Source organism: Amycolatopsis sp. NBC_00345 (genome assembly GCF_036116635.1).
GTDB lineage: Bacteria > Actinomycetota > Actinomycetes > Mycobacteriales > Pseudonocardiaceae > Amycolatopsis.
This window is the reverse complement of the sequence record NZ_CP107995.1, coordinates 1,193,060-1,219,175: the sequence shown is the minus strand read 5'-3', so window position 1 is coordinate 1,219,175 and position 26,116 is coordinate 1,193,060. Positions and strand designations below refer to the sequence as shown.

Annotated in this window: 27 protein-coding genes; 17 read left to right on the top strand and 10 right to left on the bottom strand. The window is 72.8% G+C overall.

The features are described 5' to 3' along the window. Nucleotides 1–34 precede the first annotated feature (34 nt). Together OG943_RS05580 and OG943_RS05575 are read left to right on the top strand one after the other, a co-directional pair. Nucleotides 35–967 carry an amidohydrolase family protein gene (locus OG943_RS05580; RefSeq protein WP_328608593.1) on the top strand — a complete coding sequence of 311 codons (933 nt, stop codon included), beginning with the start codon at nucleotides 35–37 and terminating at the stop codon, nucleotides 965–967. A gap of 152 nt (nucleotides 968–1,119) precedes the next feature. After that, on the top strand, nucleotides 1,120–2,622 hold the full coding sequence (locus OG943_RS05575) for a sialidase family protein (RefSeq protein WP_328608592.1): 1,503 nt from the start codon (nucleotides 1,120–1,122) through the stop codon (nucleotides 2,620–2,622). A gap of 79 nt (nucleotides 2,623–2,701) precedes the next feature. On the opposite strand, the gene OG943_RS05570 is transcribed toward OG943_RS05575, so the two are convergent. Beyond that, a complete protein-coding gene (locus OG943_RS05570) occupies nucleotides 2,702–3,265 on the bottom strand; it encodes a TetR/AcrR family transcriptional regulator (protein WP_328608591.1) in 564 nt (187 codons plus the stop codon). A gap of 71 nt (nucleotides 3,266–3,336) precedes the next feature. Here OG943_RS05570 and OG943_RS05565 point away from each other — a divergent pair, with 71 nt between their 5' ends. Beyond that, nucleotides 3,337–4,716: a DHA2 family efflux MFS transporter permease subunit gene (locus tag OG943_RS05565; RefSeq protein WP_328608590.1), complete on the top strand. Its 1,380-nt coding sequence runs from the start codon at nucleotides 3,337–3,339 to the stop codon at nucleotides 4,714–4,716. A gap of 10 nt (nucleotides 4,717–4,726) precedes the next feature. Next, nucleotides 4,727–5,455 carry a YqjF family protein gene (locus tag OG943_RS05560; RefSeq protein ID WP_328608589.1) on the top strand — a complete coding sequence of 243 codons (729 nt, stop codon included), beginning with the start codon at nucleotides 4,727–4,729 and terminating at the stop codon, nucleotides 5,453–5,455. A gap of 18 nt (nucleotides 5,456–5,473) precedes the next feature. On the opposite strand, the gene OG943_RS05555 is transcribed toward OG943_RS05560, so the two are convergent. Further along, nucleotides 5,474–5,821 (bottom strand): hypothetical protein, encoded by a 348-nt coding sequence (locus tag OG943_RS05555; protein ID WP_328608588.1) that lies wholly within the window; start codon nucleotides 5,819–5,821, stop codon nucleotides 5,474–5,476. 474 nt (nucleotides 5,822–6,295) lie between these two features. Here OG943_RS05555 and OG943_RS05550 point away from each other — a divergent pair, with 474 nt between their 5' ends. Beyond that, nucleotides 6,296–6,661: a hypothetical protein gene (locus OG943_RS05550; RefSeq protein ID WP_328608587.1), complete on the top strand. Its 366-nt coding sequence runs from the start codon at nucleotides 6,296–6,298 to the stop codon at nucleotides 6,659–6,661. A 118-nt stretch (nucleotides 6,662–6,779) separates the two neighbouring features. On the opposite strand, the gene OG943_RS05545 is transcribed toward OG943_RS05550, so the two are convergent. Further along, nucleotides 6,780–6,914 (bottom strand): hypothetical protein, encoded by a 135-nt coding sequence (locus OG943_RS05545; RefSeq protein ID WP_328608586.1) that lies wholly within the window; start codon nucleotides 6,912–6,914, stop codon nucleotides 6,780–6,782. A 108-nt stretch (nucleotides 6,915–7,022) separates the two neighbouring features. After that, nucleotides 7,023–8,027: an NAD-dependent epimerase/dehydratase family protein gene (locus OG943_RS05540; RefSeq protein ID WP_328608585.1), complete on the bottom strand. Its 1,005-nt coding sequence runs from the start codon at nucleotides 8,025–8,027 to the stop codon at nucleotides 7,023–7,025. A gap of 106 nt (nucleotides 8,028–8,133) precedes the next feature. On the opposite strand from OG943_RS05540, the gene cynS reads away from it, so the two are divergent. The 4 genes from cynS (at nucleotide 8,134) to OG943_RS05520 (ending at nucleotide 11,553) form a co-directional block, all read left to right on the top strand. Beyond that, nucleotides 8,134–8,580 (top strand): cyanase, encoded by a 447-nt coding sequence (cynS, locus tag OG943_RS05535; RefSeq protein WP_328608584.1) that lies wholly within the window; start codon nucleotides 8,134–8,136, stop codon nucleotides 8,578–8,580. A gap of 251 nt (nucleotides 8,581–8,831) precedes the next feature. Then, nucleotides 8,832–9,788, top strand: coding sequence for an amino acid ABC transporter permease (locus OG943_RS05530; protein ID WP_328608583.1), 957 nt, complete (start codon nucleotides 8,832–8,834; stop codon nucleotides 9,786–9,788). After that, nucleotides 9,785–10,567: an amino acid ABC transporter ATP-binding protein gene (locus OG943_RS05525; RefSeq protein WP_328608582.1), complete on the top strand. Its 783-nt coding sequence runs from the start codon at nucleotides 9,785–9,787 to the stop codon at nucleotides 10,565–10,567. Before OG943_RS05530 ends, OG943_RS05525 begins: the two co-directional genes overlap by 4 nt. Beyond that, nucleotides 10,564–11,553, top strand: a complete 990-nt coding sequence (locus OG943_RS05520) for a transporter substrate-binding domain-containing protein (RefSeq protein WP_328608581.1) — start codon at nucleotides 10,564–10,566, stop codon at nucleotides 11,551–11,553. The genes OG943_RS05525 and OG943_RS05520 overlap by 4 nt, the downstream gene beginning before the upstream one ends. Before the next feature lie 163 nt (nucleotides 11,554–11,716). Here the strand turns inward: OG943_RS05520 and OG943_RS05515 are convergent, their stop codons facing one another. The 3 genes from OG943_RS05515 to OG943_RS05505 form a co-directional block, all read right to left on the bottom strand. Further along, on the bottom strand, nucleotides 11,717–12,424 hold the full coding sequence (locus OG943_RS05515; RefSeq protein WP_328608580.1) for a GNAT family N-acetyltransferase: 708 nt from the start codon (nucleotides 12,422–12,424) through the stop codon (nucleotides 11,717–11,719). A gap of 30 nt (nucleotides 12,425–12,454) precedes the next feature. Further along, nucleotides 12,455–13,828, bottom strand: coding sequence for an aminotransferase class I/II-fold pyridoxal phosphate-dependent enzyme (locus OG943_RS05510; protein WP_328608579.1), 1,374 nt, complete (start codon nucleotides 13,826–13,828; stop codon nucleotides 12,455–12,457). 193 nt (nucleotides 13,829–14,021) lie between these two features. Then, complete coding sequence (locus OG943_RS05505; protein WP_328608578.1) at nucleotides 14,022–15,242, bottom strand: PP2C family protein-serine/threonine phosphatase; 1,221 nt, start codon at nucleotides 15,240–15,242, stop codon at nucleotides 14,022–14,024. A 129-nt stretch (nucleotides 15,243–15,371) separates the two neighbouring features. Between OG943_RS05505 and OG943_RS05500 the strand changes: the two genes are divergently transcribed. The 4 genes from OG943_RS05500 (at nucleotide 15,372) to OG943_RS05485 (ending at nucleotide 18,826) form a co-directional block, all read left to right on the top strand. Then, nucleotides 15,372–15,746 (top strand): STAS domain-containing protein, encoded by a 375-nt coding sequence (locus OG943_RS05500; protein ID WP_328608577.1) that lies wholly within the window; start codon nucleotides 15,372–15,374, stop codon nucleotides 15,744–15,746. Continuing rightward, nucleotides 15,743–17,320 (top strand): PP2C family protein-serine/threonine phosphatase, encoded by a 1,578-nt coding sequence (locus OG943_RS05495; protein WP_328608576.1) that lies wholly within the window; start codon nucleotides 15,743–15,745, stop codon nucleotides 17,318–17,320. Before OG943_RS05500 ends, OG943_RS05495 begins: the two co-directional genes overlap by 4 nt. Further along, the gene (locus OG943_RS05490; RefSeq protein WP_328608575.1) at nucleotides 17,317–17,742 is read left to right on the top strand and encodes an ATP-binding protein; all 426 of its coding nucleotides are present in this window, start codon (nucleotides 17,317–17,319) and stop codon (nucleotides 17,740–17,742) included. Before OG943_RS05495 ends, OG943_RS05490 begins: the two co-directional genes overlap by 4 nt. A gap of 133 nt (nucleotides 17,743–17,875) precedes the next feature. Continuing rightward, nucleotides 17,876–18,826: a sensor histidine kinase gene (locus OG943_RS05485; RefSeq protein ID WP_328608574.1), complete on the top strand. Its 951-nt coding sequence runs from the start codon at nucleotides 17,876–17,878 to the stop codon at nucleotides 18,824–18,826. Here OG943_RS05485 and OG943_RS05480 read toward each other — a convergent pair. Further along, nucleotides 18,801–20,036: an MFS transporter gene (locus OG943_RS05480; RefSeq protein ID WP_328608573.1), complete on the bottom strand. Its 1,236-nt coding sequence runs from the start codon at nucleotides 20,034–20,036 to the stop codon at nucleotides 18,801–18,803. The two genes, OG943_RS05485 and OG943_RS05480, sit on opposite strands and share 26 nt — an antisense overlap. A gap of 107 nt (nucleotides 20,037–20,143) precedes the next feature. On the opposite strand from OG943_RS05480, the gene OG943_RS05475 reads away from it, so the two are divergent. The 4 genes from OG943_RS05475 (at nucleotide 20,144) to OG943_RS05460 (ending at nucleotide 23,123) form a co-directional block, all read left to right on the top strand. Further along, nucleotides 20,144–21,100, top strand: a complete 957-nt coding sequence (locus OG943_RS05475) for a LysR family transcriptional regulator (RefSeq protein ID WP_328608572.1) — start codon at nucleotides 20,144–20,146, stop codon at nucleotides 21,098–21,100. 91 nt (nucleotides 21,101–21,191) lie between these two features. Further along, nucleotides 21,192–21,659 carry a peptide-methionine (R)-S-oxide reductase MsrB gene (msrB, locus tag OG943_RS05470; protein ID WP_328608571.1) on the top strand — a complete coding sequence of 156 codons (468 nt, stop codon included), beginning with the start codon at nucleotides 21,192–21,194 and terminating at the stop codon, nucleotides 21,657–21,659. 10 nt (nucleotides 21,660–21,669) lie between these two features. Continuing rightward, nucleotides 21,670–22,176, top strand: coding sequence for a peptide-methionine (S)-S-oxide reductase MsrA (msrA, locus tag OG943_RS05465; protein ID WP_328608570.1), 507 nt, complete (start codon nucleotides 21,670–21,672; stop codon nucleotides 22,174–22,176). 179 nt (nucleotides 22,177–22,355) lie between these two features. Continuing rightward, the gene (locus OG943_RS05460) at nucleotides 22,356–23,123 is read left to right on the top strand and encodes a DUF427 domain-containing protein (RefSeq protein WP_328608569.1); all 768 of its coding nucleotides are present in this window, start codon (nucleotides 22,356–22,358) and stop codon (nucleotides 23,121–23,123) included. Nucleotides 23,124–23,138: 15 nt separating this feature from the next. Here OG943_RS05460 and OG943_RS05455 read toward each other — a convergent pair whose 3' ends face one another. Beyond that, nucleotides 23,139–23,687, bottom strand: a complete 549-nt coding sequence (locus tag OG943_RS05455) for a GNAT family N-acetyltransferase (RefSeq protein WP_328608568.1) — start codon at nucleotides 23,685–23,687, stop codon at nucleotides 23,139–23,141. Continuing rightward, complete coding sequence (locus OG943_RS05450; RefSeq protein ID WP_328612010.1) at nucleotides 23,684–26,077, bottom strand: WS/DGAT domain-containing protein; 2,394 nt, start codon at nucleotides 26,075–26,077, stop codon at nucleotides 23,684–23,686. The genes OG943_RS05455 and OG943_RS05450 overlap by 4 nt, the downstream gene beginning before the upstream one ends. Nucleotides 26,078–26,116: the final 39 nt, after the last annotated feature.

Here is a 26,116-nt window from a genome sequence, read left to right as displayed (position 1 = left end):
AGTTAGCAACCTAGTTATTAGGAGCCTAGCGACCATGACCGGAAAGATCGACGTCCACCAGCACCTGCTCCCGCCCGAGTACCAGCGCGCGTTCACCGGCAGTGGGCGGACCCCGGGCGGCTGGCCGGTGCCGGACTGGGACCCGAAGACCGCGCTCGCGATGATGGACGAGGCCAGGATCGCCACCGGCGTGCTGTCGATCAGCGCCCCGGGCGTCCACTTCGGCGACGACGCCGCCGCGCGCGAGCTGGCCCGGGCGACGAACGACTACCACGCCGAACTCGTCAAGGACCGGCCCGACCGCTTCGGCCAGTTCGCCGTGCTGCCGCTGCCGGACGTCGAGGGCGCGACCGCCGAAGCGGTGCGCGCGCTGGACGAACTGCACGCGGACGGCGTCGCAGTGCTGTCCAACGCGCACGGGCGTTACCTGGGCGACCCGTCGTACGAGCCACTGTGGACGGAGCTGGACGCGCGCTCGGCGGTGGTGTTCGTGCACCCGGCCGAGCCGCCGATGCCCCGGCTCGAGGGCCTGCCGAGCCCGGTGCTGGACTTCCCGTTCGACACCACGCGCAGCGCACTGCACCTGGTGGCGAACGGCGTCTTCGACCGCCACCCGCGGCTGCGCGTGATCCTTTCGCACGCCGGCGGGTTCCTGCCCTACGCCGCGCACCGCTTCACTTTCGCCTCGATGTTCAACCCGGACACCACCGAGGAAAGCATCTTCGAGGGCCTGCGCCGCTTCTACTTCGACACGGCCCTGTCCTCGACGCCGACGTCCCTGCCGTCACTGCTCGCCTTCGCCGCCCCGGGCCACATCCTGTACGGCAGCGACTTCCCCTTCAACCCGGCCCCGTCGCGGAAGAAGTACGACACCTGGCTGGACACCTATGAGGACCTGTCGGAGGCCGAGCTGGCCGCCGTGCACCGCACTTCGGCGGAAGCCCTGTTCCCCCGGCTGGCCCAGTAGCCACAGGTAGGACGTGGGATGATAACGGCGAGGTCACCGTAGGGGAAACACTTTCCGTTGGTACAAAGGTGTTTCCGCCGCAGTTGTACGAGGTGTGTACGGCGGCACCGGAGCCTGGGGAGCACTTTTACTCCCCAGGACGGAGACGGACAGTGAAGATCAGACGTGCCGTGCGAGCGCTGCTCGCGGGCCTCGCCGGAGTCGCCGCGGTGGCCGTGTTGCCGGGCGCGGTCCCCGCCGCTTCGGCGGACGCGGCCACCACCGTGGTGTACCAGGCGGGCACGAACGGCTACTCGTGCTTCCGCATCCCGGCGATCGTCAAGGCTGCCAACGGCGACCTGCTCGCGTTCGCCGAGGGCCGCAAGAACAGCTGTGCCGACGCGGGTGACATCGACCTCGTCATGAAGCGGTCCAAGGACAACGGGAAGACCTGGTCCGCGACGCCGCAGATCGTCATCCAGGGCTTCGGCGACACCAAGGGCAACCCGACCCCCGTGGTCCTCCCGCCGACCGAGGCCGAGCCGGACGGGCGGGTCGTGCTGCTGTCGGTGATGCAGTGCATCGCCCCGCACGCCTCGTGCGGGCGGACACCGCGCGTCAGCATCAGCAAGGACAACGGCGCCACGTGGGCCGCGCCGCAGGTGCTCACGACGCAGCTCGGCTTCACGACGGCGCCGGGCTGGCTCGCGACCGGGCCGTCGCACGCGTCGGTGCTCACCCGCGGTGCCCACAAAGGACGGATCGTCGCCGGGATGAGCTATCAGCTGACCAGCAACTCGCCGGGCACCGGCTCGATCGCCTACAGCGACGACCGGGGCGCCACCTGGCACCGCGGCGCCACCGACGCGAGCACAACGCTCAACCCGCAGGAGATCAGCCTCACCGAGCTGCCGGACGGCCGGATCTACGCGTCCGCGCGCAACAACGCGGGCACCATGTGCTCCACAGTGGAACGCGCGTACGCGATCAGCTCGGACGGCGGGCAGACGTTCAGCCAGAAGTTCGTCACCGAGCCCGATCTGGCCAAGACCCCGGACGTGCAGGGCTCGACCGTCGCGATGAGCACGCCCGACACCGGCGGCCGGTACACGCGGCTGCTGTTCGCGGGGCCCTCGGTGTGCAATGACCGGCACGCGCTGCGCATCCGCTCGTCGTTCGACGCGGGCGGCAGCTGGACCGGCGACACCGACGGGTTCCTGGTGTGGAGCCAGGACACGGCGTACTCCGATCTCATCGCGCTCGGCACGACGGCCACCGCCGGCACGGCGGGCGTCCTGTTCGAGGCCGGCTCGACCAGCCCGTACTCCGCGATCCGCTGGGCCACCTTCACCGACGCCCAGCTCGGCGCCCCGGCCTGCGGCGCGGGTTACGCGGTGGTCGACCAGGGCTCGCTCGGCGCCGAGGGCACGGTCTACCTGTCCTACAACGCGGCGACCGGCAAGAACTGCGTGACCACGATGAAGGCGGCGGCCGCGGGCACCGCCACGGCGACGGCCGCGTACCTCCAGGTGGCCGGCAGCACCCGCCAGACCGACTCCGGCCCGTACTCCTGGTTCGCCGGCCCGGTCACCGCCTCGGCGGCCGGCCAGTGCGTCACCTGGGGCGGCTCGATCGGCACCACGAAGTTCGACGCCCCCTCCGGCCACTGCGGCTGACCCCGGCCGGGAGGCGGGGCCTTCCTGGGGGCGGCCCCGTCTCCCACCTGTCCACAGTGGACCCCTCAGGTCCGCGAATTCACCGCCGCTGCACCAACGGCAGGAAGATGTCGTCCACGATCTGGGTCAGCCGGGCCTCCGACGGGGGCCGCCGGGTGACGATGGCGTCGTACCGGGCCAGGGTCATCGGGACGTCCAGGAGGTGGGGCGGGACCTCACCCGGGGGCAGTTCGCCGCGGGCGGTGGCGCGGGTGGTCAGCGTGCGGAAGACGTCCGGCACGAGCGCGAAAACGTCGGCGGGCAGGTCGCCCAGCTCGCTCAGCAGGCCGTTCACCACGTCGGCGCCGACGTCCCGGTAACGGCCCATCGCGGTGCGGAGCACGGCCAGCGCGTCCGAGCGCAGCGATCCCGTGTCCGGGACCTCGTCGGCGATCGACGTGACGTGCGCGCGCATCGCTGCCAGCACGAGCTGCGCGCGGTTCTCCCAGCGCCGGTAGATCACCGGACGGCTGGTGCCGGCGCGGCGCGCGACGGCGTCGACGGTCAGCGCCGCGTAGCCCACCGACTTCACCTCCGCCCACGCGGCGTCGAGCAGGGCTTCTTCGAGGGCGGCGCCGCGGCGCCGGACCTGGGGTGTACTCACCCTCGTAAGATACACAATGTTTCCTAATCGGGTCCAGTCGTGTTTAGATACACACTGTGTCTAATACTGCTGTGTCCCCTGTTGAGGACCGTCTCGGCCGGCCGCTGATCCGGCTCGCACTCGTGCTCGTGCTCGGCGGCATCGCGCCGCTGCTCGACACGACGATCGTCACCGTCGCGCTGCCCCAGCTGGCCGCGCAGTTCCACGCCGGGGTCGCCGACGTCCAGTGGGTGACCACCGGCTACCTGCTCGCGCTGGCCGTCACCATCCCGGTCACCACCTGGGCGACCGACCGGATCGGCGGACGGCGCCTGTGGCTGCTGGGCCTCGCGCTGTTCCTGGCCGGCTCCGTGGCCGCGGGGCTGGCGTGGGACCTGCCGAGCCTGGTCGCCTTCCGCGCGGTGACGGGTGTGGGCGCCGGGATCCTGCAGCCGGTGCTGCAGACGATCCTGGTGGGCGCCGCCGGGCCCCGGAAGCTCGGCCGGGTGCTCACGATCGTCACGCTCGTGGTGCTCATCGGCCCGATCGCGGGACCGCTGACCGGCGGCGCGCTGGTGACCACGGCGGGGTGGCGGTCGATCTTCTTCGTCAACGTCCCGGTCTGCGTGGCCGCCTTCGCCCTCGCCCTGGCGTACGTGCCCGCCGACGCCCCTGCGCGCCGCCGCCGGCTCGACGGGCCCGGCTTGCTCTTGCTCGGCCCGGCGCTCGTCGGCCTCATCTACGCGCTCACCGAAACGGCCGAGGGCGGCGGATTCGGGGAGCCCAAGATCATCGGCCCGCTGGCGGTCGGGGCCGCGCTGCTGGCGGTCTTCACCGTCCGCTCAGTCCGGCTGAAGGCGCGCGCCTGCCTCGATCTGAGCCTGTTCCGTGTGCGCTCGTTCGCGGCCGCGGCGGCGGTGCTGTTCTTCAGCGGGCTTTCCTTGTACGGCGCGATGTTCCTGCTGCCGCTCTACCACCAGCGGGCCGGCGGGATGGACGCGCTGGCCGCGGGGCTCTTCCTCGGCCTGCAGGGCGTCGGCTCACTGCTGACGCGGTGGGTCGGCGCCGCGGTCGACCGGACCGGGCCGCGCTGGTTCGCCGTGATCGGGGTGACGCTGGCGGCGGTGGCGACGCTCCCCTACGTCTTCGCCGGAACGCATCCCAGCCTCGTACTGCTCGGCGCCGCCCTGGTGGTCCGCGGCGGCGCGCTGAGCATGGCCAACGTCGCCGTGATGTCCGGCGCTTTCCGCGACGTGCCGCGCGATCGCCTGCCCGACGCGAGCGCGCTGGTCCGCGTGCTCCAGCAGCTGGGCGGTTCCTTCGGGACGGCAGTGCTCGCCACCGTCCTTACGAGGTCGGGCGGCGCCACGGGCGCGTTCGGCACGGCGTTCCTGTGCGCCGTGGCGCTCACCGCGCTCGCCGTCGTGCCCGCCCTGCTCGTGCCAGGCCGTGACGGTCACCGCGTTCCGTAGCGTGGGGGCAGTGGACAACGTCGTGGAGCCGATCAGCGTGACGAGCCCGCGACGCGTGGGCCGGGGCGTGCTGGCGCAGTGGTGGCGGGACCTGACGTTCGTGCACTGGCCGGTGGACCCGGCGGCGGTCGCCGGGCTGCTGCCCGCGGGCACCCGGCCGGACGTGCTCGGCGACGTCACGTACGCCGGGCTCGTGCCCTTCCGGATGGACCGCGTGCGGCCGCTCGGCGGGCCGCCGGTGCCGTACCTCGGGAGCTTCTGCGAGACGAACGTGCGGCTGTACTCGATGGACAGCGCGGGCCGCCGTGGAGTGGTGTTCCGGTCGCTCGACGCGGCGCGGCTCGTCCCGGCGCTGGCCGGGCGGCTGGGGTTCTCGCTGCCGTACCGGTGGTCGTCGATGAGCCTCCACCGCGACGGCGACGTGCTCACTTACCACTGCCGAAGGCGTTGGCAGCACACGGAAAGCACGCTTGTGGTGCGGACCGGGCCGCCGGTCCGGCACCCCACGGCGCTGGACCGGTTCCTGACCGCGCGCTGGGGCCTGCACGTCCGCTGGCACGGCCGCACCCTCTACGTGCCCAACGACCACCCGGAGTGGCCGCTGCACCGCGCGACCCTGCTGCACCTTTCCGACGAACTGGTGCCCGCCTCCGGTGTCCCGGTCAGCGGGGAACCGGTGAGCGTGCTGTTCTCCCCCGGCGTCCCGGCCCGGTTCGGGGCGCCGCGCCGGCTCCGCTGACGCCCGGTTCGAGACGGCTCAGCGGGCTCCGGCCCGTTGCGCCGGGACGGACTCCGGACGGCGGGGCGCGGGAACCACCGGCGCGCGGCGGCTCAGGCACGGCACGCACTGCTCGGCCGCCAGCAGCACCGGGCTCGGGTCCTTGGCCCGCGGCGGCGGGCACGGCGCGGAGGCCGGGACGACCGGGCGGGTCCGGGGCAGCACGTCGGCGATCGCACGCAGTTCCTCGGCCGACAGCGGCGGGCGGCCGGCGCCGATGCTGCGCCGGCGCAGCAGAAAGGCCAGGTAAGCGGGCGCGTAGGCCAGCGGCAGGCCACCGGCGAGCAGGGCGTACTGGACCATCACGGACCCCAGGGGTGTGAACACGGGAGCGGCACGGCTACAGGGTCAACCGGGGACAGGAGCCAACCAAGAACAGCGTCAACCAGGGACAGCGTCAACCAAGAGCAGGGTCAACCACGGACCGGCCGGACACGCCCGCGTTCCCGGCCCGGCGCGTGGGAGCCGCCGGCGGGACGCCTCCGATGCTAACCGTCCTTGCCACGCCGCCAACAGGCTTTCCACCCGACAGTGGTGACACTTGTCGATCAAAGTGTCACCCTACAGTTGGCCGTAGTAACGTCGAGATCTTGTCGACTCAGCGACTCCGAGCGGTTCGCGTACCGGTGAGTGCATTTTCCCCGGCGTTGTCACTACTTCTACAGAACATCAAACTTTCGGCTAGAAGACAAAGTATGTCTACTCACTCTAATGGGTGAGCGTGCTAGCGTCCGGATCATCAAGGGGATGAAGCGAACGCCGGGACCACGGCGGCACGTACCGGACCGGAAGGCGGGGGCCATGACCGACCCAGCTCCGTTCGACGTCGAGGCCGGCCTCCGGGAACTGATCTCCCGCGGTTACCAGTTCGTGCACCCGGCCGACGAGCACGGCGAGGTGCTCGCCGTGGTGGGTGTGCGGGCGCACGGCTCGGTGGTGGACGTGATCCGGCTCAACGCCGAGGACGACGTCGTCGCCGCGCGCCTGCCCGGCACCGAGGAACAGGTGCTCACGCCGCGGACCTGGCTGTGGCGCTCGTCCGGCACCGCCGCCGAAGTGTTCCCCGAACTGCTCGCCCTGCCCGAAGACGACACAGCCGACGCCCCCTCCGGCGGCTGCTGGGTGCCGGGCCGCGGCGGGCGCGCGAAGTGGCTCGCCGCCAGCTGAACTGTCCATAGCGGACTCAGCCGGCAGACCGATCACCAGCCCCGCCCCGGACTCCACCGGGCGACCATCCCCGTGGCCCACCGGGCGACCGTCCACTGCAGACGGTCGCCGCCCCGTTTCACAGACCCGCCAACACCTCCGCTTCCTCCGCCGACGACAGCCCCGAGCGTCGCTCGCGGTCGAAGCCCAGCACCCGCTCCGTGCCGAGGGCGCCGGGCGCGCGAAATGGCTCGCCGCCAGCTGAACTGTCCATAGCGGACTCAGCCGGCAGACCGATCACCAGCCCGCCCCGGACTCCACCGGGCGACCATCCCCGCGGCCCACCGGGCGACCGTCCACAACAGACAGTCGCTGCCCCGTTTCACAGCCCCGCCAACACCTCCGCTTCTTCCCCCGCCGACAGCCCCGAGCGTCGCTCGCGATCAAGGCCCAGCTCCCGCTCCGTGTCGAGGGCGGCGCCCACGGTGTCGGCGAGCGGCCGGATCCGGAGGCCCGCCGCGAGGGACGGCGCCGGATCGTGTGAGGCGACGCCCGCGTAATCACCCGGCAACCACAGCGGCAGCGAACGCGGCCCGCCCCACGGGTTGACGCCGGCGGCCGTCAGCTGGTCGCCCGTGGCGGGCACCAGCTCGACGTCGCCGCCCACCGCCGCCGCGATGTCCTTCAGCAGCCCGCCGAGCCGGTGGACCGGGCCGACGCCGTCGAAGGTGCCACCCAGGCGGGTCTCGGCGGCGGTGACGATCCACTCGGCGAGGTCGCGCACATCGAGGTGCTGCACGGGCTGGTCCGGCGCCGCCGGCACGAGCACACGCCCGCCGCGGGCGAAACGGCCGGGCCAGTAGCCGAACCGGTCGCTGCCGTCGCCGGGGCCGGTGATCAGGCCGGGCCGCACCACGAACGCGCGCTCCCCCATCGCCGCGCGCACGGCGTTCTCGGACGCCACCTTGATCGCCCCGTACAGCTCGGTCCCGCCCTCGGCGCGCATCTGCTCGATCGTGGCGTGCTGTTCGCGCGGCTCGTGCAGCGGGCCGGTGGCCGGGGTCTGCCCGGGGGTCGCCTCATCGGCGTAGACGTTCACCGTGGAGACGAACGTCCAGTGCCCGGCGCGTTCCCCGAGCGCGCGCAGCGCCCGCGCCACCCACGGGAACGACAGCGGCGCGACGTCCACGACCGCGTCGAACTCCTCGCCGTCCAGCGGCGCGAGCCCGTCCTCGGCGTCCCGGTCGACACGCACCAGCTTGGCGCCGTCCGGCACCACGCCGGACTCCCCACGCGCCGCGCACACCACCTCGTGGCCGCGCCGCAGCGCCTCCGCCGCCACCGTCCGCCCGACAAAAGCCGTTCCACCCAGTACGAGAAGCCTCATGCCCCCACTCTGGCGCCCGCCCGCCCCGGGCACCACCACTCTCGCCGACGGCGAACAACCCCGAGGCACTGGTCCTCCCGGACGAGGTGATCTAGCGTGCGGAAACATGACGACGAAACAGGAAGCGGCCGACGCGGTGCTCGCGGCCAAGACCCGGTTGGGGCTGAGCTGGGCGCAGCTGGCCGAGACGCTCGACGCGCCGCTGGCGTGGACCACCTCGGCCCTGCTCGGGCAGCACCCGGTGCCCGCGGAGAAGGCCGCGAAGGCCGTCCAGGTGCTGGAGCTCGCCGAGGACGTCGAGGCGGCCCTGCGGCTGCAGCCGACGCGCGGCGCGCTGGCCGACCCCGTGCCGACCGACCCGACGATCTACCGGTTCTACGAGGTCCTGCAGGTCTACGGGCCGACCATCAAGGAGCTCATCCACGAGCAGTTCGGCGACGGCATCATGAGCGCCATCAACTTCAAGATCGACGTCGGCCGCCGGGAAGACCCGGGCGGCGAGCGCGTGGTCGTCACCATGGACGGGAAGTTCCTCAAGTACCAGTGGGGCTGACAGCCCCGGGGAGCCGGGCGGCGGCACCCGGACACCACCGCCACCCGGTCCCACTCCCTGAACACCCTTGACGTACCACCGATCCCGTCCCGGATCCACAGTGGACGATCCTGGTACAAGCCCGGCACAGAAAACCGTTGACAGAAGCCCGGTTCAGCATGTGGGAGTCCCGAGAGGACGCTCGACACGGCGGATCGCGCGGGTGACAGTGGCTAGCGGCCGCACGCCCCCGCATCCCCCAGGAGCCCCTGTTGAGTTCTCCCCCGGCCACCCGGCCCGCCGTCGAGCCCGCGGGTGACGAACGCCTGCGTGAGCTCGCCGCCCGGAAGGTCGCCCCGCTGCGGCGGCCCGGCCGCTGGGTGGCCGCCGCCGTGGTCCTCGTCCTGCTGGCCCAGCTCGCCCACGCGCTGGTGACCAACCCGGTGTTCCAGTGGGACGTGTTCGGCTACTGGTTCTTCCGGCCGGTGATCCTCGACGGCCTGCTGCTCACCCTGGAGCTGACCGGCCTCAGCGCCGTGTTCGGGCTCGTCGGCGGGGTCGTGCTCGCACTCATGCGGCTGTCGAAGAACCCGTTGCTCCAGGCCGTTTCCTGGGCCTATGTCTGGATCTTCCGCTCCATCCCGCTGATCGTGCTGCTGCTGTTCCTGGTCAACGTCACCGCGCTGTACAACACGCTGAGCCTCGGCATCCCGTTCGGCCCGTCGTTCGTCCGGTTCAGCGCGACCGACCTGCTCAGCTTCTTCGTGGTAGCCGTGCTCGGGCTGAGCCTCAACGAAGCCGCGTACGCCGCCGAGATCGTGCGGTCCGGCATCATCTCGGTGGACCAGGGCCAGCTCGAGGCCGCCGCGGCGCTCGGCCTGCCGCGCTCGCGCCAGTACCGGCGGATCATCCTGCCGCAGGCGACCCGCGCGATCGTCCCGGCCTACGCCAACCAGCTGATCGGCCTGCTCAAGGGCACGTCGGTCGTCTACATCACGTCGCTGCTGGAGCTGTTCGGCGTGGTGGAGACGCAGGCCAGCACGAACAGCGGGCAGATCATCCCGCTGCTGCTGGTCGGCACGGCCTGGTACGTGATCCTGACCAGCGTGCTGTCGGTGGTCCAGTACTACGTGGAGCGCTACTTCTCCCGCGGCGCGCTGCGGACCGTCCCGCCGACGCCGCTGCAGCGCTTCCGCGCCCGGCTGCGGTCCGCGGGGGTGGCCCGGTGAGCGCCACCGTCCACCTGCGCAGCGCGGTGAAGTCCTACGGCGCGGCCCGGGTCCTCGACGGCGTGGACCTGACCGCGCCCGGCGGGCAGGTGACCGTCGTGATCGGGCCGTCCGGCTCGGGCAAGTCGACCCTGCTGCGCGCGATCAACCACCTCGAACGGCTCGACAGCGGTTACGTGAGCATCGACGGCGAGCTCATCGGCGTGCGCGTGCACGGCGACCGGTTCAAGGAGCTGAGCGAGCGCGCCATCCTGCGGCAGCGCTCGCGCATCGGGTTCGTGTTCCAGAGCTTCAACCTGTTCCCGCACTTGACGATCCTGGACAACGTCGTCGAGGCGCCCGTGGTGACGCAGCGGCGGCGCCGGGCGGACGCCGAGGCCCGCGGCCGCGAACTGCTCGCGCGCGTCGGCCTGGCGGACAAGGCCGGCGCCTATCCGCGCCAGCTCTCCGGCGGGCAGCAGCAGCGCGTCGCGATCGCGCGGGCACTGGCGCTGGAGCCGCGGCTGATCCTGTTCGACGAGCCGACTTCCGCGCTCGACCCGGAGCTGGTCGGCGAGGTGCTCGCCGTGATCAAGGACCTCGCCCGCTCCGGCACCACCATGATCGTGGTGACGCACGAGATCGCGTTCGCCCGCGAGATCGCCGACCACGTCGTGTTCCTCGACGCCGGGCGCGTGGTCGAACAGGGCCCGCCCGCCACCGTCCTCGACCGTCCCGCGCACGAACGGACCCGGGAGTTCCTCGGCCGCGTCGTCCGCACCACCCAGGAGAACCGATGAGAACCCGCACGATCCTGCCCGCGCTCGCCGCCGTCGCGCTGCTGGCCGGCGCCTGCGGCGGCGCCACCGAAGCCGCGACCAGCCCGGACGGGCCGCAGTCCGTCACCGTCGCCGGCAACACCGCCGACGCGAAACCCGTGCAGCTCAGCGTGACCGCGGTGCCGGAGCTCCGCGCGAAGGTGCCGAAGAAGATCCTCGACAGCGGGAAGCTGGTCATCGGCGTCGGCGCGCTGCCGTCGGGGTTCCCGCCGCTCGCCTACGTCGGCGCCGACCAGCGAAACCTCACCGGCGCCGAACCGGACCTCGGGCGCCTCGTCGCCGCCGTGCTCGGGCTCACGCCGGAGCTGCAGAACGCGTCGTGGCAGAACCTGTTCGTCAGAATCCAAAGTGGACAGTTCGACGCCGGGTTCTCCAACATCACCGTGACCGAGCAGCGCAAGCAGCAGGGCTTCGACTTCGCCTCCTACCGCGAGGACAACCTCGGCTTCGAAGTGGACAAGGCCGACGTCTGGAACTTCGACGGGAACTACGAGAGCCTCGCCGGAAAGACGGTGGCCGTCGACTCGGGCACCAACCAGGAGAAGATCCTGCTGGAGTGGCAGGAAAAGCTGAAGTCGGAAGGGAAGAAGCTCGACGTCCGCACGTTCGGGGACAAGAACAGCACCTACCTCGCGCTGTCCTCGCACCGCATCGACGCCTACTTCGCGCCCAACCCCGGCATCGCCTACCACGCCGCGCAGACCGCGAAGACACCGAATCCGACGCACGGCGCGGGCAAGTACTCCGGCGCCGGGTCCTCGCTGCAGGGCCTGATCGCCGCGACCACCAAGAAGGACAACGGCCTCGCCGCCGCCCTCGCGGACGCGATCAACTACCTGATCGCGCACGGCCAGTACCAGAAGTGGCTCGCCGCTTACGGTCTCGGCAACGAAGCCGTGCCGGCCGCTCAGGTGAACCCGCCCGGGCTGCCGGTGACCAACTCCTGACCCCGCCCGTGCCGCTGCCCCGCGTCGGCCAAAGTCCGTTAAGGCCTCCTTACCCGCGTCCTACGCAGGTAAGGAGGCCTTGACGGCGTCCGTCCCAAGGGACTCGTGAGTGGCGATGACGGTTCTAACCGTCATAAACACTCACAAGCCCTGAAGTGCGGGGTCAGCGGGCGGGGGTGCTGAGCCGCTCGTCCGCGGGGACGCGGGCCCGGCCGAGCACCGTCCGGCGGCGCAGGCGGAACCCGAGCGTTTCGTAGAGCCGGATGGCGTTCGTATTCGTCGCGGCGGCGTGCAGGAACGGGGTCTCGCCGCGGTCGCGGATGCCCGCGGCGACGGCGTGGACCAGGCGGGCGGCCAGGCCCCGGCCGCGGAAGGCCGGGTCGGTGCAGACCGCGCTGATCTCCGTCCAGCCCGGCGGGTGCAGCCGTTCCCCGGCCATCGCGACGAGCGCGCCGCCCCGGCGGATTCCCAGGTACGTGCCCAGTGCGACGGTGCGCGGTTGGAACGGGCCGGGTTTCGTCCTGGCGACCAGGTCGAGCATCTCGGGCACGTCGGCGGCGGTCAGCCGGACCGCCTCGGGGTCGGGCGCGGCGGCCACGTGGTCGTCGACGAGCTGGACGCCGGTCGCGTCGCGCAGGATCTCCCAGCCGGGCGGCGGCGGGCCGGCCTGCGCGGGCAGCGGCACCACCGCGCCCGGGCCGGCGAGGTCCGCGATGTCACGCCAGACGTGCCCGTCGGGCTCGTCCGGCACCGCGAGGAAGTGTGCGACGTCCACGGGATACCGCAGCACCTGCCCCTTCCGCTCGGCGAAGTGCGCGTGCGGGCCGGTGAGCGAGGCCCACGCGGCGTTGCCCAGGACGGACTCGGTCATCGGTTCATGCCTTTACTTCGTTCGGGGGTTTCAGGCCGACCGCTGCGGACGGCGGTCCGCGGCCGTGGCGATCATCGTCGCGAGGTCAGCCACCAGGGCCGGGTCGTCGGGCAGCTGCCCGATCGCGACGCGGATGTGCGGCGCGGGCGCCTGCCGGGCGAAGCAGCGGCTGCCGGGGCCGGCCGAGACGCCGTTCGCGGCCAGGGTGACGAGCGTGCGGGTCTCGTCCGGCACCGGCACCCACAGGGCCAGCCCGTCCCGCGCGGAAACCCGGATCCCGTTGTCCGCCAACGCGTCCGCGAGCGCGGCCCGGCGATCGGCGTACCGCTGGCGCGCGCGGCGCAGCAGCACGCCGGTGGCCGCGTCGGTGAGCAGGAACGCCTGCGCGTCCTGCAGGATGCGGCTCGACCAGACCATGCCGAACGTCCGCAGCTCCCGCACGCGCTCCACCAGCGGCGCCGCGCCCGCGAGCACGCAGCTGCGCAGTTCGAGGCCGAACACCGTGCAGTACGAGCGAACCAGCAGCACCCGGTCCGGCAGGTGCGTGCCGACGCTGACGGCGGGCGCGGAGGCCAGCGGCCCGAGGTCGTCGTGCTCGATCACGACCGGGCCGGCGCGGCCCGCGGCCACCACGGCGGCGAGCGCGGCGACCCGCTCGGCGGGCACGGAATGGCCCAGCGGCACGTGGGCCCGCGGCTGGTAGACGAACGCGGCGGGCCGGTGCGTCAGCGCGACCGCGAGCGATTCCGGCTGCGGGCCGTGCTCGTCGCAGCGCACCGGGACGACGTGGATCCGGGACCGGCGCAGCATTTCCAGCAGCCACGGCGCCGTCGGCTCCTCCACCGCGATCACGTCACCGGGGCGGGCGACGGACTGGCAGGCCAGCGCGACGCCCTCGCGCCCGCCCGTGGCGACCGTCCAGGCTTCGGCCGGGAACGGCCACGTCGGCCTCACCGCGGCGCGCAGCCGCGGGGTGATGAAATCCTTGGAGGCGCTGTTCAACCGCTCCGTGCGCACCCCCGCGGCGACGGCGTCCTCCAGCGGCGGCAGCAGCGCCGGGTCGGGCAGGCCGTGTTCGAGGTCGATGGTGCGCCAGCCTTCGAACGACCGTACGGCCGAAGGCCCGGGCGGCGGCGCCAGCACGGTGGTGCCGCGCCGGCGGCCGGTGCCGATCAGCCCGGCCGCGCGCAATTGCGCCCACGCCTCGGCGATCGTCGTCGGGCTCACCGACAGTTCCGCGGCGAGCGCGCGCACGGTCGGCAAGCGGGCGCCGGGCAGCATTTCGCCGTCGCGGATCAATCCGGAGACGGCACTCGCGATGCCGCGCGCCGTCCGTTCGCCGATCCGGGCGACGAGCCAGCCGAGGCCGACCGGTGCCATCGCCGTGATCTCGCCCGTCGCCACGCCCCGGCTCCCCTCGTCGCGATTCGGCGAACAAGATCCGCCGCGAACTGAAGCTAGAGCGGAAACCGGTGGGCGCCAACCGGTTTCACATCCTGGTCGGTTCGAACAATTCGCGGGAAATGTCGGTCTAATTTGTACGCACATTTCCCGGGGCCGGTAAAACCGGATTACGCGCCGGCGGAAACCGGCGTGCTCACGGGGTGTCCGCCGGCGTCCGGCTCACCGCGAGCAGCGCGACGTCGTCCTCGGCCGCCGTGGCCCCGATCAGCGCCGCCATCACCCGGGCGCACGCCGACTCCGGGGCGCCGGTGGTGACGGCGCCGACCAGCCGCCGCAGCCCGTCGTCGAGGTCTTCGCCGCGGCGCTCGACCAGGCCGTCGGTGTACAGCACGAGCAGGCTCCCCGGCGGCAGCTCGACCACGGTGTCGCGACGCCCGGAGGTGCTGAGCCCCAGGCCCACCGGGACGTCCGGCGGCACGTCCACCAGCTCCGCCGGCCGGCCCGGCACGGCGAGCACCGGCGGCGGGTGCCCGGCGAGCGACAGCACCAGCCGGTCGCGGCCCGGCTCCACGATGCCGTACGCGATGGTGGCCATCACGCCGTGCTCGAAGTGGTTCGCCTTCCGGCTGAGCTTCCCCAGTACCTCGGCCGGGCTGCCGGATTCCAGCGCGTACGCCCGCAGCGCACTGCGAAGCCGTCCCATCACCACGGCCGCGCCGAGGCCGTGGCCGGCGACGTCGCCCATTACCACGCCCAGCCGGTCGCCAGGCAGGGGGAACAGGTCGTACCAGTCGCCGCCGACGGCGGTGCCCGAACCCGGCACGTACCGCGCGGCGAACTCCAGCCCCGGCACCTCGGGCAGGCGCGCCGGGAGCAGGCTGCGCTGCAACGCCGAGGCGGCGGCCCGGTCCTCGCTCGCCACCTCCACGCGCATCGCCAGCGCCAGCCGCGACGCCGCCAGCCGCAGCAGGTCGATGTCGTCGGGGCCGAAGACCCGGGCCACGGTGGAGCCGATGTGCAGCACCCCGACCAGTTCGTCGCCCGCCAGCATGGGGACGCCGAGCAAGGACACCAGGCCCCGCTCCCACAGCAGCGCGTTGACCACCGGCGACCCGTCGCCGCGGTTGACCACCACCGGCTCCCGCGACGCGGCGACCCGCCCCGCGAACCCCGCGCCCAGCGGAACCCGCACGCCCTGGAAGACCTCTTCCTCGATGCCCGTGGCCGCGATGGCCGTCAGCTGCCGCGCTTCGTGGTCGTACGCGAGCACGGTGGCGGTTTCGATGCCGAACAGCTCGCGGACGCGCTCCAGCATCGTGTGCAGCAGCCGCTCCAGCTCCAGATGCCCCAGCGCGGCGTCGGTGATCGCCTCGAGCCGGCGCAGGCGGGCTTGGGCTCGCGGATCCAGTGGCACCGCCCAAGGTTAGCCCCGGCCCGCGGGCCCGGTGCGGACCAGCCGGGGGGCGAACGGCCGGTTACGCCGAACCGGCGCCTTCGCGAAGATGACCAGGCGCGCGGGCGCCGCGCTTGGCAGTATTGGCGGATGGCTGACTCGGGAGCGGAGCCGCTCGGCCGCGCGGAGACCCCGGCGGGCGCGGTGGTGCTGTCGGAGGACGGCGACGCGACGGTCCTGCGGGTGAGCGGCGCGCTCGACCTCGCCCTCGCGCCCAAGCTGCAGCAGCTCGTGGACCGCGCGGCCCGGCCGGGGCGGCGGCTGCTGGTGATCGACCTGAGCGCGGTCGACTTCCTGGCGTCGGCGGGCATGGCCGTGCTGGTGCGGGCGCACCGGCACACCGCGCCCTCGACCGTGCGGGTGGTGGCGAGCGGGCGGCTCACGCTGCGGCCGCTGGAGATGACGCGGCTGACCGACGAGCTGGCCGTCTTCCCGACGCTGGCCGCCGCGCTGGCGGGGAGATGACCGGCGCCGGCGGGCTCGGCCCGATCGTGGACGCGGTGCTGAAGTCGCTCGTGGACGGTGACGGCGCCCCGGTCGCCGTGCAGGCGCGGCGGCTGGCGGGCGAGGAGCCGGCGCGGTTCCTCGACGGGGACGCCGTGGTGGTCCCGGACGAGGCCACGCTGGCCGGGCTCGTCCCGGACCCCCGCTCGGTCACCGGCGCCGTGGTGCTGGCCGACGACGCCGGCGCCGTGCTGCTGGTCAGCCGCGCACCCGGCGGACGGGGGCTCGCCCCGGTGGCGGCCGGGATCGCCGCCGCGACGGCCGAGCTGGCGGGCACCGTCCGGCAGCTGCGCGCGGAGGCCGGGCTCGTCGACGCGCTGCACGCGATCGGGCGGCGGCTCACCGCGCAGCTCGACATCGCCCGCCTGGTGCAGGACGCCACCGACGCCGCCACCACGGCCACCGGCGCGCAGTTCGGCGCGTTCTTCTACAACCTGATCGACCAGACGGGCGAGTCCTACACGCTGTACACGCTTTCCGGGGTGCCGCGCGAGGCGTTCTCCCGCTTCCCGATGCCCCGCAACACCGCCGTGTTCGCGCCGACCTTCGACGGCCTCGGCACGGTCCGCAGCGAGGACATCACAGCCGACCCGCGGTTCGGCCACAACGCGCCGTACCACGGCATGCCCGAGGGCCACCTGCCCGTGCGCAGCTACCTCGCGGTGCCGGTGGTGAGCCCGACCAGCGGCGAGGTGCTCGGCGGATTCTTCTTCGGGCACCCGGAAACCGGGCGGTTCACCGAGCGGCACGAGTACCTGGCCGAGGGCATCGCCGGCTACGCGGCCATCGCGCTGGACAACGCGCGGCTGTTCGACCGCGAGCGCCACCTCGCCACCGAGCTGTCCCGCAGCATGCTGCCCGCCACCCCGGAGATCCCAGGGCTGGACCTGGTCACCCGCTACCTGCCCGCCGCCACCGGCATCAAGATCGGCGGCGACTGGTTCGACGTGATCCGGCTGGCCTCGGGCGGCACCGCGTTCGTGATCGGCGACGTGGTCGGCCACGGCGTCACCGCGGCCGCCGTGATGGGCCAGGTCCGCACCGCGATCCGCTCGTACGCGCTGCTGGAGCTGCCGCCGTCGGAGCTGCTGCGTAACGTCTCCCAGCTCACCGGGAGCCTGGGCGACGCCAGTTTCGTCACCTGCTTCTACGCCGTGCACGACCCGGTGGCCGGCACGCTCGCCTACGCCAACGCCGGGCACCTGCCGGCGATCCTGCTGCACCCCGGCGGCCCGCCGGAGCAGATCGGCGAGGCGCTGGCGCAGCCGCTGGGCGTCGGCCGGGAATTCCCGCAGCGGCAAGCGGAATTCCCGCCCGGCACGGGCCTGGTGCTCTACACCGACGGACTGGTCGAAGGCCGTACCCGCGATCTCACCCTCGGCATCGAGCGGCTGCTGGCCGCGCTCGGCGGGCTGCGCGCGGGCGAGGGCGCCGGGGCCGCGTGGGACCGGCTGATCCAGGACCTCACCGGCGGCCGCCACGACGACGACATCGCCCTGATCCACGTGCACCACCGGCCCGGCGGCGCGGCATGACCGGCCCCACCACGGGTGAGCGCGCCGCTCCCCCGCCGGAGTTCCGCCGCCGAGTCACCGCCACCGCGGAGCCGCTGATCGAGCTGCGCCGCGCACTGGCCCGCTGGGCGTCCGCGCTCGGCATCGCCGTCGAGCTGCAGGAGGACGTGGTGATGGCCGGCTACGAAGCGATGGCCAACACCGCCGAGCACGCCTACCGCGACGGCCAGGCCGGGGTGCTCGACGTCGTCGCGACGATGCGGAACGGCCGGATCACCGTCGTGGTCACCGACCACGGCACGTGGAAGCCGCCGGAGGACACCCACGGCCTGCGTGGCCGCGGGCTGCTGCTGATCCGCGGCCTCGCCCACGAAAGCGAGTACGCGCAGCGACCGGACGGCACCACCGTGACCATGCGCTGGAACACGGCGGGTGACCGGTGACCGGAACCCGGCGGCGTAAGCTGCCCGCCATGCAGCTGCCGGGCAGGCCCGGGATTTCACGCGAGGAGCACCCTCAGTGCCCGCGCGGCCGTGCCCTGCCCGCCCCGGCGTCCCGGCGAACGGGGCACCGCGCGTGACGGCCGTGCCCGAAACCGGCCTGCGGGGCAGCGACCACCAGGCCTTCTGCCACTCCTCCGACGACGAGTTCCTGGCCGTCGCCGTGCCGTTCCTGCAGGCCGGGCTGCTGGCCGGCGAGCCGGCGCTGGTGTCGCTGGAGCCGCGGCGCGCCGAGCTGATCTACGAGGCCGTGCCGGACTCGGCCGGGCTCACCTTCGTCGCCGCCGGGGACCTGTACGCACGGCCCGCTTCGGTGCTCAAGGCGTACCGGAAGAGGATGGCGGACTACGTCGCCGCCGGTGCCGTGGACATCCGCATCATCGGCGAGCTGCCCCCCGTCGCGTTCGGCTACTCCTGGGACTGGTGGGCGCGTTACGAGTCCGCGGTGAACCACGCCTACGCCGAGTTCCCGGTGCGGACGCTGTGCGCCTACGACACCCGGATCGTGCCGCCGCACGTGCTCGACGACGTCCGGCGCACCCACCCGCTCGTCACCGGCCCCGGCGGGGTGTCCACAGTGGACTACATCGAGCCGCGGGCGTTCCTCACCGCGCCGTGGCCGGTGCCGCCGCACCCGGTCCAGCTCCGGCCGCCGCAGCTGGACCTGGTCGACCCGGATCCGGCGGCCGCGCGGCGCGCGGTGACCGAAGCGAACCGGGCGGCGCTGTCCCCGGACGCGCTGGACGACCTGGTGCTGTCCGTCAGCGAGGTGGTGACGAACGCGCACCGCCACGGCCGCGGCCCGGTCCGGATGCGCCTGTGGTCCGACGACAGCCACGCCGTGGTCAGCGTGCACGACACCGGCCCCGGCCCGGCCGACCCGTTCGCCGGGCTGCTGCCCGCACCCGACCGCGCCACCGGCGGGCTCGGGCTGTGGCTGACGCACCAGCTGTGCGAGCACGTCGCGATGGTCCGCGACGAGGACGGGTTCACCGTCCGCCTCACCGCCGGGCGGCTGCCCCGCTGAACGCCCGGCGCGCGGAGAAGGCCAGCAGCACCAGCTCGGCCACCGAGAACCCGAGCAGCGCCACCGGGCTCGAAACCCACACCACGGCGAGCCCGACGGACAGCACCGGCACCACGAGCCCCGCGTAGGCGGCGAGGAACAGCGCGGCGAGCACCTCGCCCCGTGACCGCGGGTCGGCCAGCGCGGCGACGGTCCGGACGGACGCGCGGAACCCCAGCCCCACCCCGGCACCGGCGAGGACGCTGCCGGCGAAGAACAGCCAGAGCGTGGGCACGAGCACGGAGACCGGCAGCACGACCAGGCCGGCCACCATCAGCGCGTAGCCGATCCGCAGCTGGACGCCGGTCGCGACCGGCGCGAAGAGCAGTTGCGCGAGCGCCGCCGAGCCGAGCAGCGAGAACGCAGCGGTCCCCGCCAGCAGCTTGGCCGGCTCGTGCAGGCCCTGGGCCAGCAGCGTCGGCGCGAGCGCCGTGAACAGCCCGGTGATCGCGAACGCGGCGAAGACGCCGATGGCCGCGGCGAAGAACGCGGGCCGGGCCGCGGCCGGCAGCGAGACCCGCTGGGGCCGGTAGGCCGGGCGCTCCTCTCGCCGCTCCACGGTCTCGGGCACCAGGCTCACCGCGAGCGCGCTGAGGAGCAGAAGCACCAGGAAGACCAGGAACGGCGTCGTCAGCGGGCCCGACGCGTACTGGGCGAAGAAGCCGCCGACGAGCGGGCCGAGCGCGAGGCCGCCCATGTTGACCACGGTGGCGACCAGGCCGGCCCGGCCCGGGTCCTCCTGCGGCCGCGCGACCGCGCGCAGCTCCGAAAGGTGCGCGGTGGCGGTCGCGGTCAGCGCGCCGATCCCGGCGCCGCACACGAACCGGGCGAGGACGAGACCGGGAACTTCCGGCCAGGCCAGGAAGATCACCGCCGACAGCGCTTCGGCGAGCGTCGCGGCGAGAATCACGCGGCGCCGGCCGAGCCAGTCGCTGACGTGCCCGGCGAGGTACAGGCTCGCCATCACGCCCACCGCGTAGGCGGCGAAGACGATGGTGACCACGAAGGTCGGGAAGCCGTCTCGCTGCTGGTACAGCGTGTACAGCGGCGTGGGCAGCGTCGAGAAGGAGAGGGACACGGCGAAGGCGAACGCGATCACGCCGAATCCCCAGCCGTGGCTGACACGCCTGGCCGGGGACGAGGACAGGGTGCGCGGAGAGATGTCGAGCATGGTGGCCTTCCGGGAAGGGCTGGTGCCTTAGACGATGCCAGCGCCGACTCATTCGGTCCAACGAAAAATGATTGTCAGAGTTATCGTCTTGAGCGATAATCGATGCCGTGGAAACCCGCCAGCTGGAGTACTTCGTCGCGGTCGCCGAGGAGCTGAGCTTCACGCGCGCCGCCCAACGGCTGTTCACCGTGCAGTCGACCGTGTCCGCCACGATCCGGACGCTCGAGACCGAGCTGGGCACGACCCTGTTCGACCGGTCGACGCGCCGGGTCGCGCTGTCGGTGGCGGGCCGCGCGTTCCTGCCGGAGGCGAAGACCGCGCTCGAAGCCGTCGACCGGGCGCGCTCGGTGGTGCAGGAGGCCTCCGCCGGGCTGCGCGGAAGCCTGCGGATCGGGACCATGACCAGCGTCAGCGCGCTCGACCTGCCGGCGCTGCTCGGCGCCTTCCACGCGCAGCACCCGCTGGTGGACATGCACGTCACGGTCTCCATGACCGGTTCCACCGGCCTCGCCGAGGACATCCGGCACGGCCGCCTCGACGTGGCGCTGCTGGGCCTGCCCGAAACGGAGCTGGGCGGGCTGGCCGTGCGGGAGCTGATCGCCGTGCCGTACCACGCGCTGGTCCCCTCGGGCCACGAGCTGGCCGGGCGCGGCTCGCTGCGGCTGGCGGACCTCGCGGGCGAGCGGTTCGTCGACACCCCGCGCGGGTTCGGCAACCGGATCGCCGTCGACCGGGCCTACGCCGCGATGGGCTCGCCGCGGCGCGTCACCGTCGAGGTGGCGGACCTGCGCGCGGTGCCCAGTTTCGTCGCCGCCGGCCTGGGGGTCGCGGTGGTCCCCGACGTCGTCCCGCTGTCCGTGCCCGGCGTCATCGTGGTGCCGCTCACGGAGGTGGGCTTCACCTGGCCGCTCACCGCCGCGTCCCACGCGGAACGGCCGCCGAGCCGCGCGCTGCGCACCCTGCTCGACCTCCTGGACGACGGCGCGCTGGGCCCCGGCGCGGGCAAGCGGCGGCAGACCTTACGAAACTCCGACACTGGTGGCCACGGGGCGGCGGCGGAATAGAAAACGGCCGTAGATTGTCCTGGTAACCGCACGTCCAGGTGCGTTTCACCTGGTTCCCAAGTTCGCGCCGAGAGGCCGTGAAGGGAGAGCTGTGTCCCAGGAACAGGCGTCATACCACCGGAACCCGGATGCCGTCGCCGGGCTTTCCGCCGAGCAGTACCGCGTGACCCAGCAGGACGGGACCGAGCGGCCGTTCGACAACGTCTACTGGGACAACAAGGAGCCCGGGATCTACGTCGACCTCGTCTCCGGCGAGCCGCTGTTCGCCTCGGTGGACAAGTACGACAGCCGGTCCGGCTGGCCGAGCTTCACCAGGCCGATCGAGCAGGCGAACGTGGTGGAGAAGAAGGACTTCAGCCTCGGCATGATCCGCGCCGAGGTCCGCTCGATGCACGGCGACAGCCACCTCGGGCACGTCTTCGAGGACGGCCCGGCCGACCAGGGCGGCCTGCGGTACTGCATCAATTCCGCGTCGTTGCGCTTCATCCACCTGAACGACCTGGAAAAAGAGGGCTACGGCGCTTACCGGGCCCTGTTCACCACCGCCGAGAGCGAGTAGGGAGATACGGATGACAACGAAGAAGGCGATTCTCGCGGGCGGCTGTTTCTGGGGCATGGAAGAGCTGTTCCGCCACCAGCCCGGAGTCGTCGCCACCCGCGTCGGCTACACCGGCGGCGAGATCCCCCACGCCACCTACCGCAACCACGGCAACCACGCCGAATCCATCGAGGTCCTCTACGACCCCGAACAGACCGACTTCCGGAACCTGCTCGAATTCTTCTTCCAGGTCCACGACCCCACCACCAAAAACCGCCAGGGCAACGACCTCGGCGCCAGCTACCGCTCAGCGATCTACTACACCGACGACGACCAGAAAAAGGTCACCGCCGACACCATCGCCGACGTCGAAGCCTCCGGCCTCTGGCCCGGCAAGGTCGTCACCGAAGTCACCCCCGCCGGAGACTTCTGGGAAGCCGAACCCGAACACCAGGACTACCTCCAGAAAATCCCCAACGGCTACACCTGCCACTTCCCCCGCCCCGGCTGGAAACTGCCCAAGCGGGCGACCGCCTGACCTATGCCCTGAAGGCCACCTTCAGGGCATAGCGCGCCCTCAAGGTGGCCTTCAGGGCGTCAACAACCGTCAAGGACTCCTTACCCGCGTCCCACGCGGGTAAGGAGGCCTTGACGGCCCCCAGAACGGCGCGCAGGCAGCGAATCCGCGCGCCGTGCCCAGCTCTTTGAGGAGCAGCCGTGCCCGGTTACCCGGCGATGATCACCGAGACCGACCACGTGGAGCCGGTGCCCCGGCGCGTCCGCGCCACCCTCGGCGGCCAGGTGGTGCTGGACACCACGAGCGCGCTGTACGTGTGGGAATGGCCCAACTATCCGCAGTTCTACATCCCGCTCGCCGACGTCACGCCCGGCCTGCTCGTCGACGAGGACCATCCGCAACGGCTCAAGCGCGGCACTGCCCGCCGTCACGCCCTGCACGTCGGCGACGTCGTGAAGCCCGCGGCGGCGCGCGTGTACGGCGAAGACGCCGTCTCCGGTCTGGCCGCACACGTGCGTTTCGAGTGGACTGCCCTCGACTCGTGGTTCGAGGAGGACGAAGAGGTCTTCGTGCACCCGCGCAACCCGTACACGCGGGTGGACGCGCTGCGCTCGACCCGCCATGTCCGCGTCGCGCTGGACGGCGTGACGCTCGCGGAGTCGTCTTCGCCGGTGCTGCTGTTCGAAACCGGCCTGCCGACGCGCTACTACTTCAACCGCACCGAGGTCGACTTCACCCACCTCGTGCCCACCGCCACGGTCTCGGCCTGCCCGTACAAGGGCCGCACCACCGGCTACTGGTCGATCCGCACCGGCGACGTCCTGCACCAGGACCTGGCCTGGTCGTACGACTTCCCGACCGTCGCGATGACCCCGATCGCCGGCCTGGTCTCGTTCTACAACGAGAAACTCGACGTTTTCGTCGACGGCGAGGAGATCCCCCGGCCTTCGACACACTTCTTCAAGTAACCGTCGGGCCGGTGCTCAGTCGGACGGCGTGACCGGGGACCACACGCCGAACCACTGCTCGGCGCCGTACTCCTCGAACCGCTCCACCTCGGTGAACCCCAGCTTCGCCGCGAGGCGCATCGAACGGTCGTTGGCGGTCTGGGTGCAGAGCACCACCGGCTCGCCGGGTCGCGCGCCGGCGAACCAGCCGAGTGCCGCCGCGCACGCCTCGGCGGCGTACCCGAACCCCCACGCCTCCGGCAGCAACAGGTAGCCGAGCTCGGTCTCCCCGGCTTCCGGACGGATGTGCCCCGGACGCTCCGGGGCGCGCCGATCGAGCGTGACCACGCCGACTGTCGCGCCGTCGAGATCGATCACGAAAAAGCCGAAGCGCCGCCCGGGCACCTCGGGCGCCGTGCGCTCGAGCTCGGCACGCGGTCGAGGGCCACCGAGGTAGGCGTGCACCTCAGGAGAAGCGAACAGCTCGATGATCCCCGGCCGGTCCCGGGCCTCGGGCTCACGGAGCACCAGCCGCCCGGTCCTGATCGGGGCCGGTGGCCAGGCGACGGGTCCGGCCTCGGTCATGGCGCGCACCCAAGCCCGGCCTGCAAGTCCGCGAAGGCCGCAGTGATCCCGGCCGCCAGCCGGTCACCCCGCGCGGCATGTGCGGCAGGCACCGTGACGCAGACCGTGAACCGATCAGCCCAAGTCATCACGCCAACAGCGACCGGGGCGCCGGGTGCGAGCGAAAGGACCGGGTAGACGGTCCGCATCAGCGAGCCGTTCAGTGTCACCGGCGAGCGTGCGCCGGGCAGCACCGAGGCGATCACGCTGAACCACGTGCCGCGGTAGACCAGGCGCGCGAGGTGGTGGTGCAGCCACGGTGGCAGCACGCCGAGCACCCGCACCACGGCGTTGCCCGCGCGCGGCGCGCCGCGGCCGACCTGGTCCCGCAGCGATTCGTGGGTCATCGCCACGCGTCGCGCCGGCGGCATCGGGGCGGTGGGCAGGTCCACCGACGCGGCGCCGGTGTGGTTGCCCAGCTGCCGGAACGTGCCGGTGTCGCGAATGGACATCGGGATCAGCACCCGCACACGCTCCGGCGCGGCCGCCCCGAGTTCACGGTGCAGCGCCTCCGCGAGCAGCGCCAGCACCAGGTCCGTGGCCGGCGCGCCGAGCCGCCGGGCCGCCGCCCGCACTTCGGGCGCAGACAGGTGTGCGCGGGCGAAATGCCGCTCCGGGCCGTCGATCCCGGTTTCCCAGCGCACTCGCGGCGCGGTGCCCGACCGCGCCAGCGCCCAGACCCCACGGGCCAGCCGCGCCGCCGCGGACCGGCGTTCGGTGAACCAGCCCGGCCGACGCACCGACGCGCGGCCGGAACGCCGGACCGGCGGCGGCACGACCACGGAAGCCTTGCCCCGCGCCTGCCCGACCAGCGCGCCGATCACCGCGATCCCGTCGCTCGCCGCGTGGTGCAGCGCGATCAGCAACGCGCCCTGCCCGCCGGCCAGCCCGGTGACCAGCCGCGCGCGGCACGGGTGCTCCGGCGGGACGCCGACGGAGAAGAAGCCGTCCATCGCCGCCGTCAGCGCCGTCTCGAAGTCCGCGCCGGGTTCGGCCACGACGTCGGTGAGGATGTCCTCGACTCCGCGCGCCGGGGCCTCCTGCCACTTCGCGCGCCTCAGGCCATTGCCGGGCAGCAGGCGGGCGCGCAGGCCGGGCAACGCGGCCAGCAGGTGGGCCGCGTCGGCGCGGGTGGCGGGGGTGCCGTCGGCCTTCGGGTCGAGCATCAGGACGGCCCCGACCTGTTGCGGCACTTCGGGAGTGGCCACGTGGAGGAACAGCGCGTCCTCCGCGCGCAGCCGCTCCGGGGCCGGGTTCCGCGGACCGTCCACAAGCGACTCCAGCGCCGCCGTCAACGGGGTCGCCGAGTCGCAGTGGCGGGTCGCGGCCTCGGCCATCGACTTGAGCCGGTCCGGCTCGGCGAGCAGGGCCCGGACGGTCTCCGCCAGCTCACCGTCCTTTTCGGACACCAGCGCGAGGCCGGCCTCGGCCATCAGCCGGGCGTTCGCCTTGCCGTGCGCGGCGATCGGGCGGCGCATCAGCACGGGACGCCCGCAGGCGAGCGCCTCCAGCCCGCTCGCGCCCCCGCCGTTCGTGACCACCACGTCGGCGGCGATCGTGTAGCGGGCCATCTCGCCGGTCCAGCCGACCACCCGCAGCCGGGGGTCGCCGATCCGCCGTAGCGTCCGCGCCAGCGCCTCGTTACGGCCGCAGACGGCGATCGGCAGCACGTCCGGATGAGCGGCGAGCAGTTCCAGCACCGTCCCCCGGACGTCGCCGAACCCCAGTGAGCCGCCCGAAACCAGCGCGACGAACGCCTCCGGCGGCACGCCGAGGTGCTGGCGCGCGCCCGCGCGGTCCCCGGGGAAGAACTCCGCGCTCACGGGCGGCGCGGACACACCCACCACAGCCGACGGCGAGCTACGCCGCGCTGGGCCCACCGCGACGTCGTGCATCACCATGGTGAGGTCCGCCGAGCCGTAGATCCAGAACGGGTGCGGCGCGAAGTCCGGGACCCACGCGCCGATCCGCGCGTCCAGCCGTCCCCGGCGGCGCAGCCAGGCCAGCCCCGCCGTGGCCATCGGGTACGTCGAGAGCACCATGTCCGGGCCGAAGCGGGCGACCGGCCGGGCGAGCCGCCGACCGCACACCGCGCCGACGAAACGCTTGCCCACGGCGGCGAACCAGGCGAACCGCCAGATCGCGGTGTAGAAGAATTCGTACAGCCACGGGGTGCTCTCCACGTTCGCCACGTACAGACGGCGGAACAACGGCCCGAAGCCGCGCCCGAGCACGTCGAGGGTGTCGAGCCACTGCACCGTGGCCCCGGGCCAGCGCTCCCGCACGGCGCCCTCCAGCGCCCGCCCGGTGGCGTTGTGCCCCTCCCCGATGTTCGCCGAGACGATCAGCACGCGCTCCAACGCGCCCCCTTCGCCATACCAGAGCGGCAG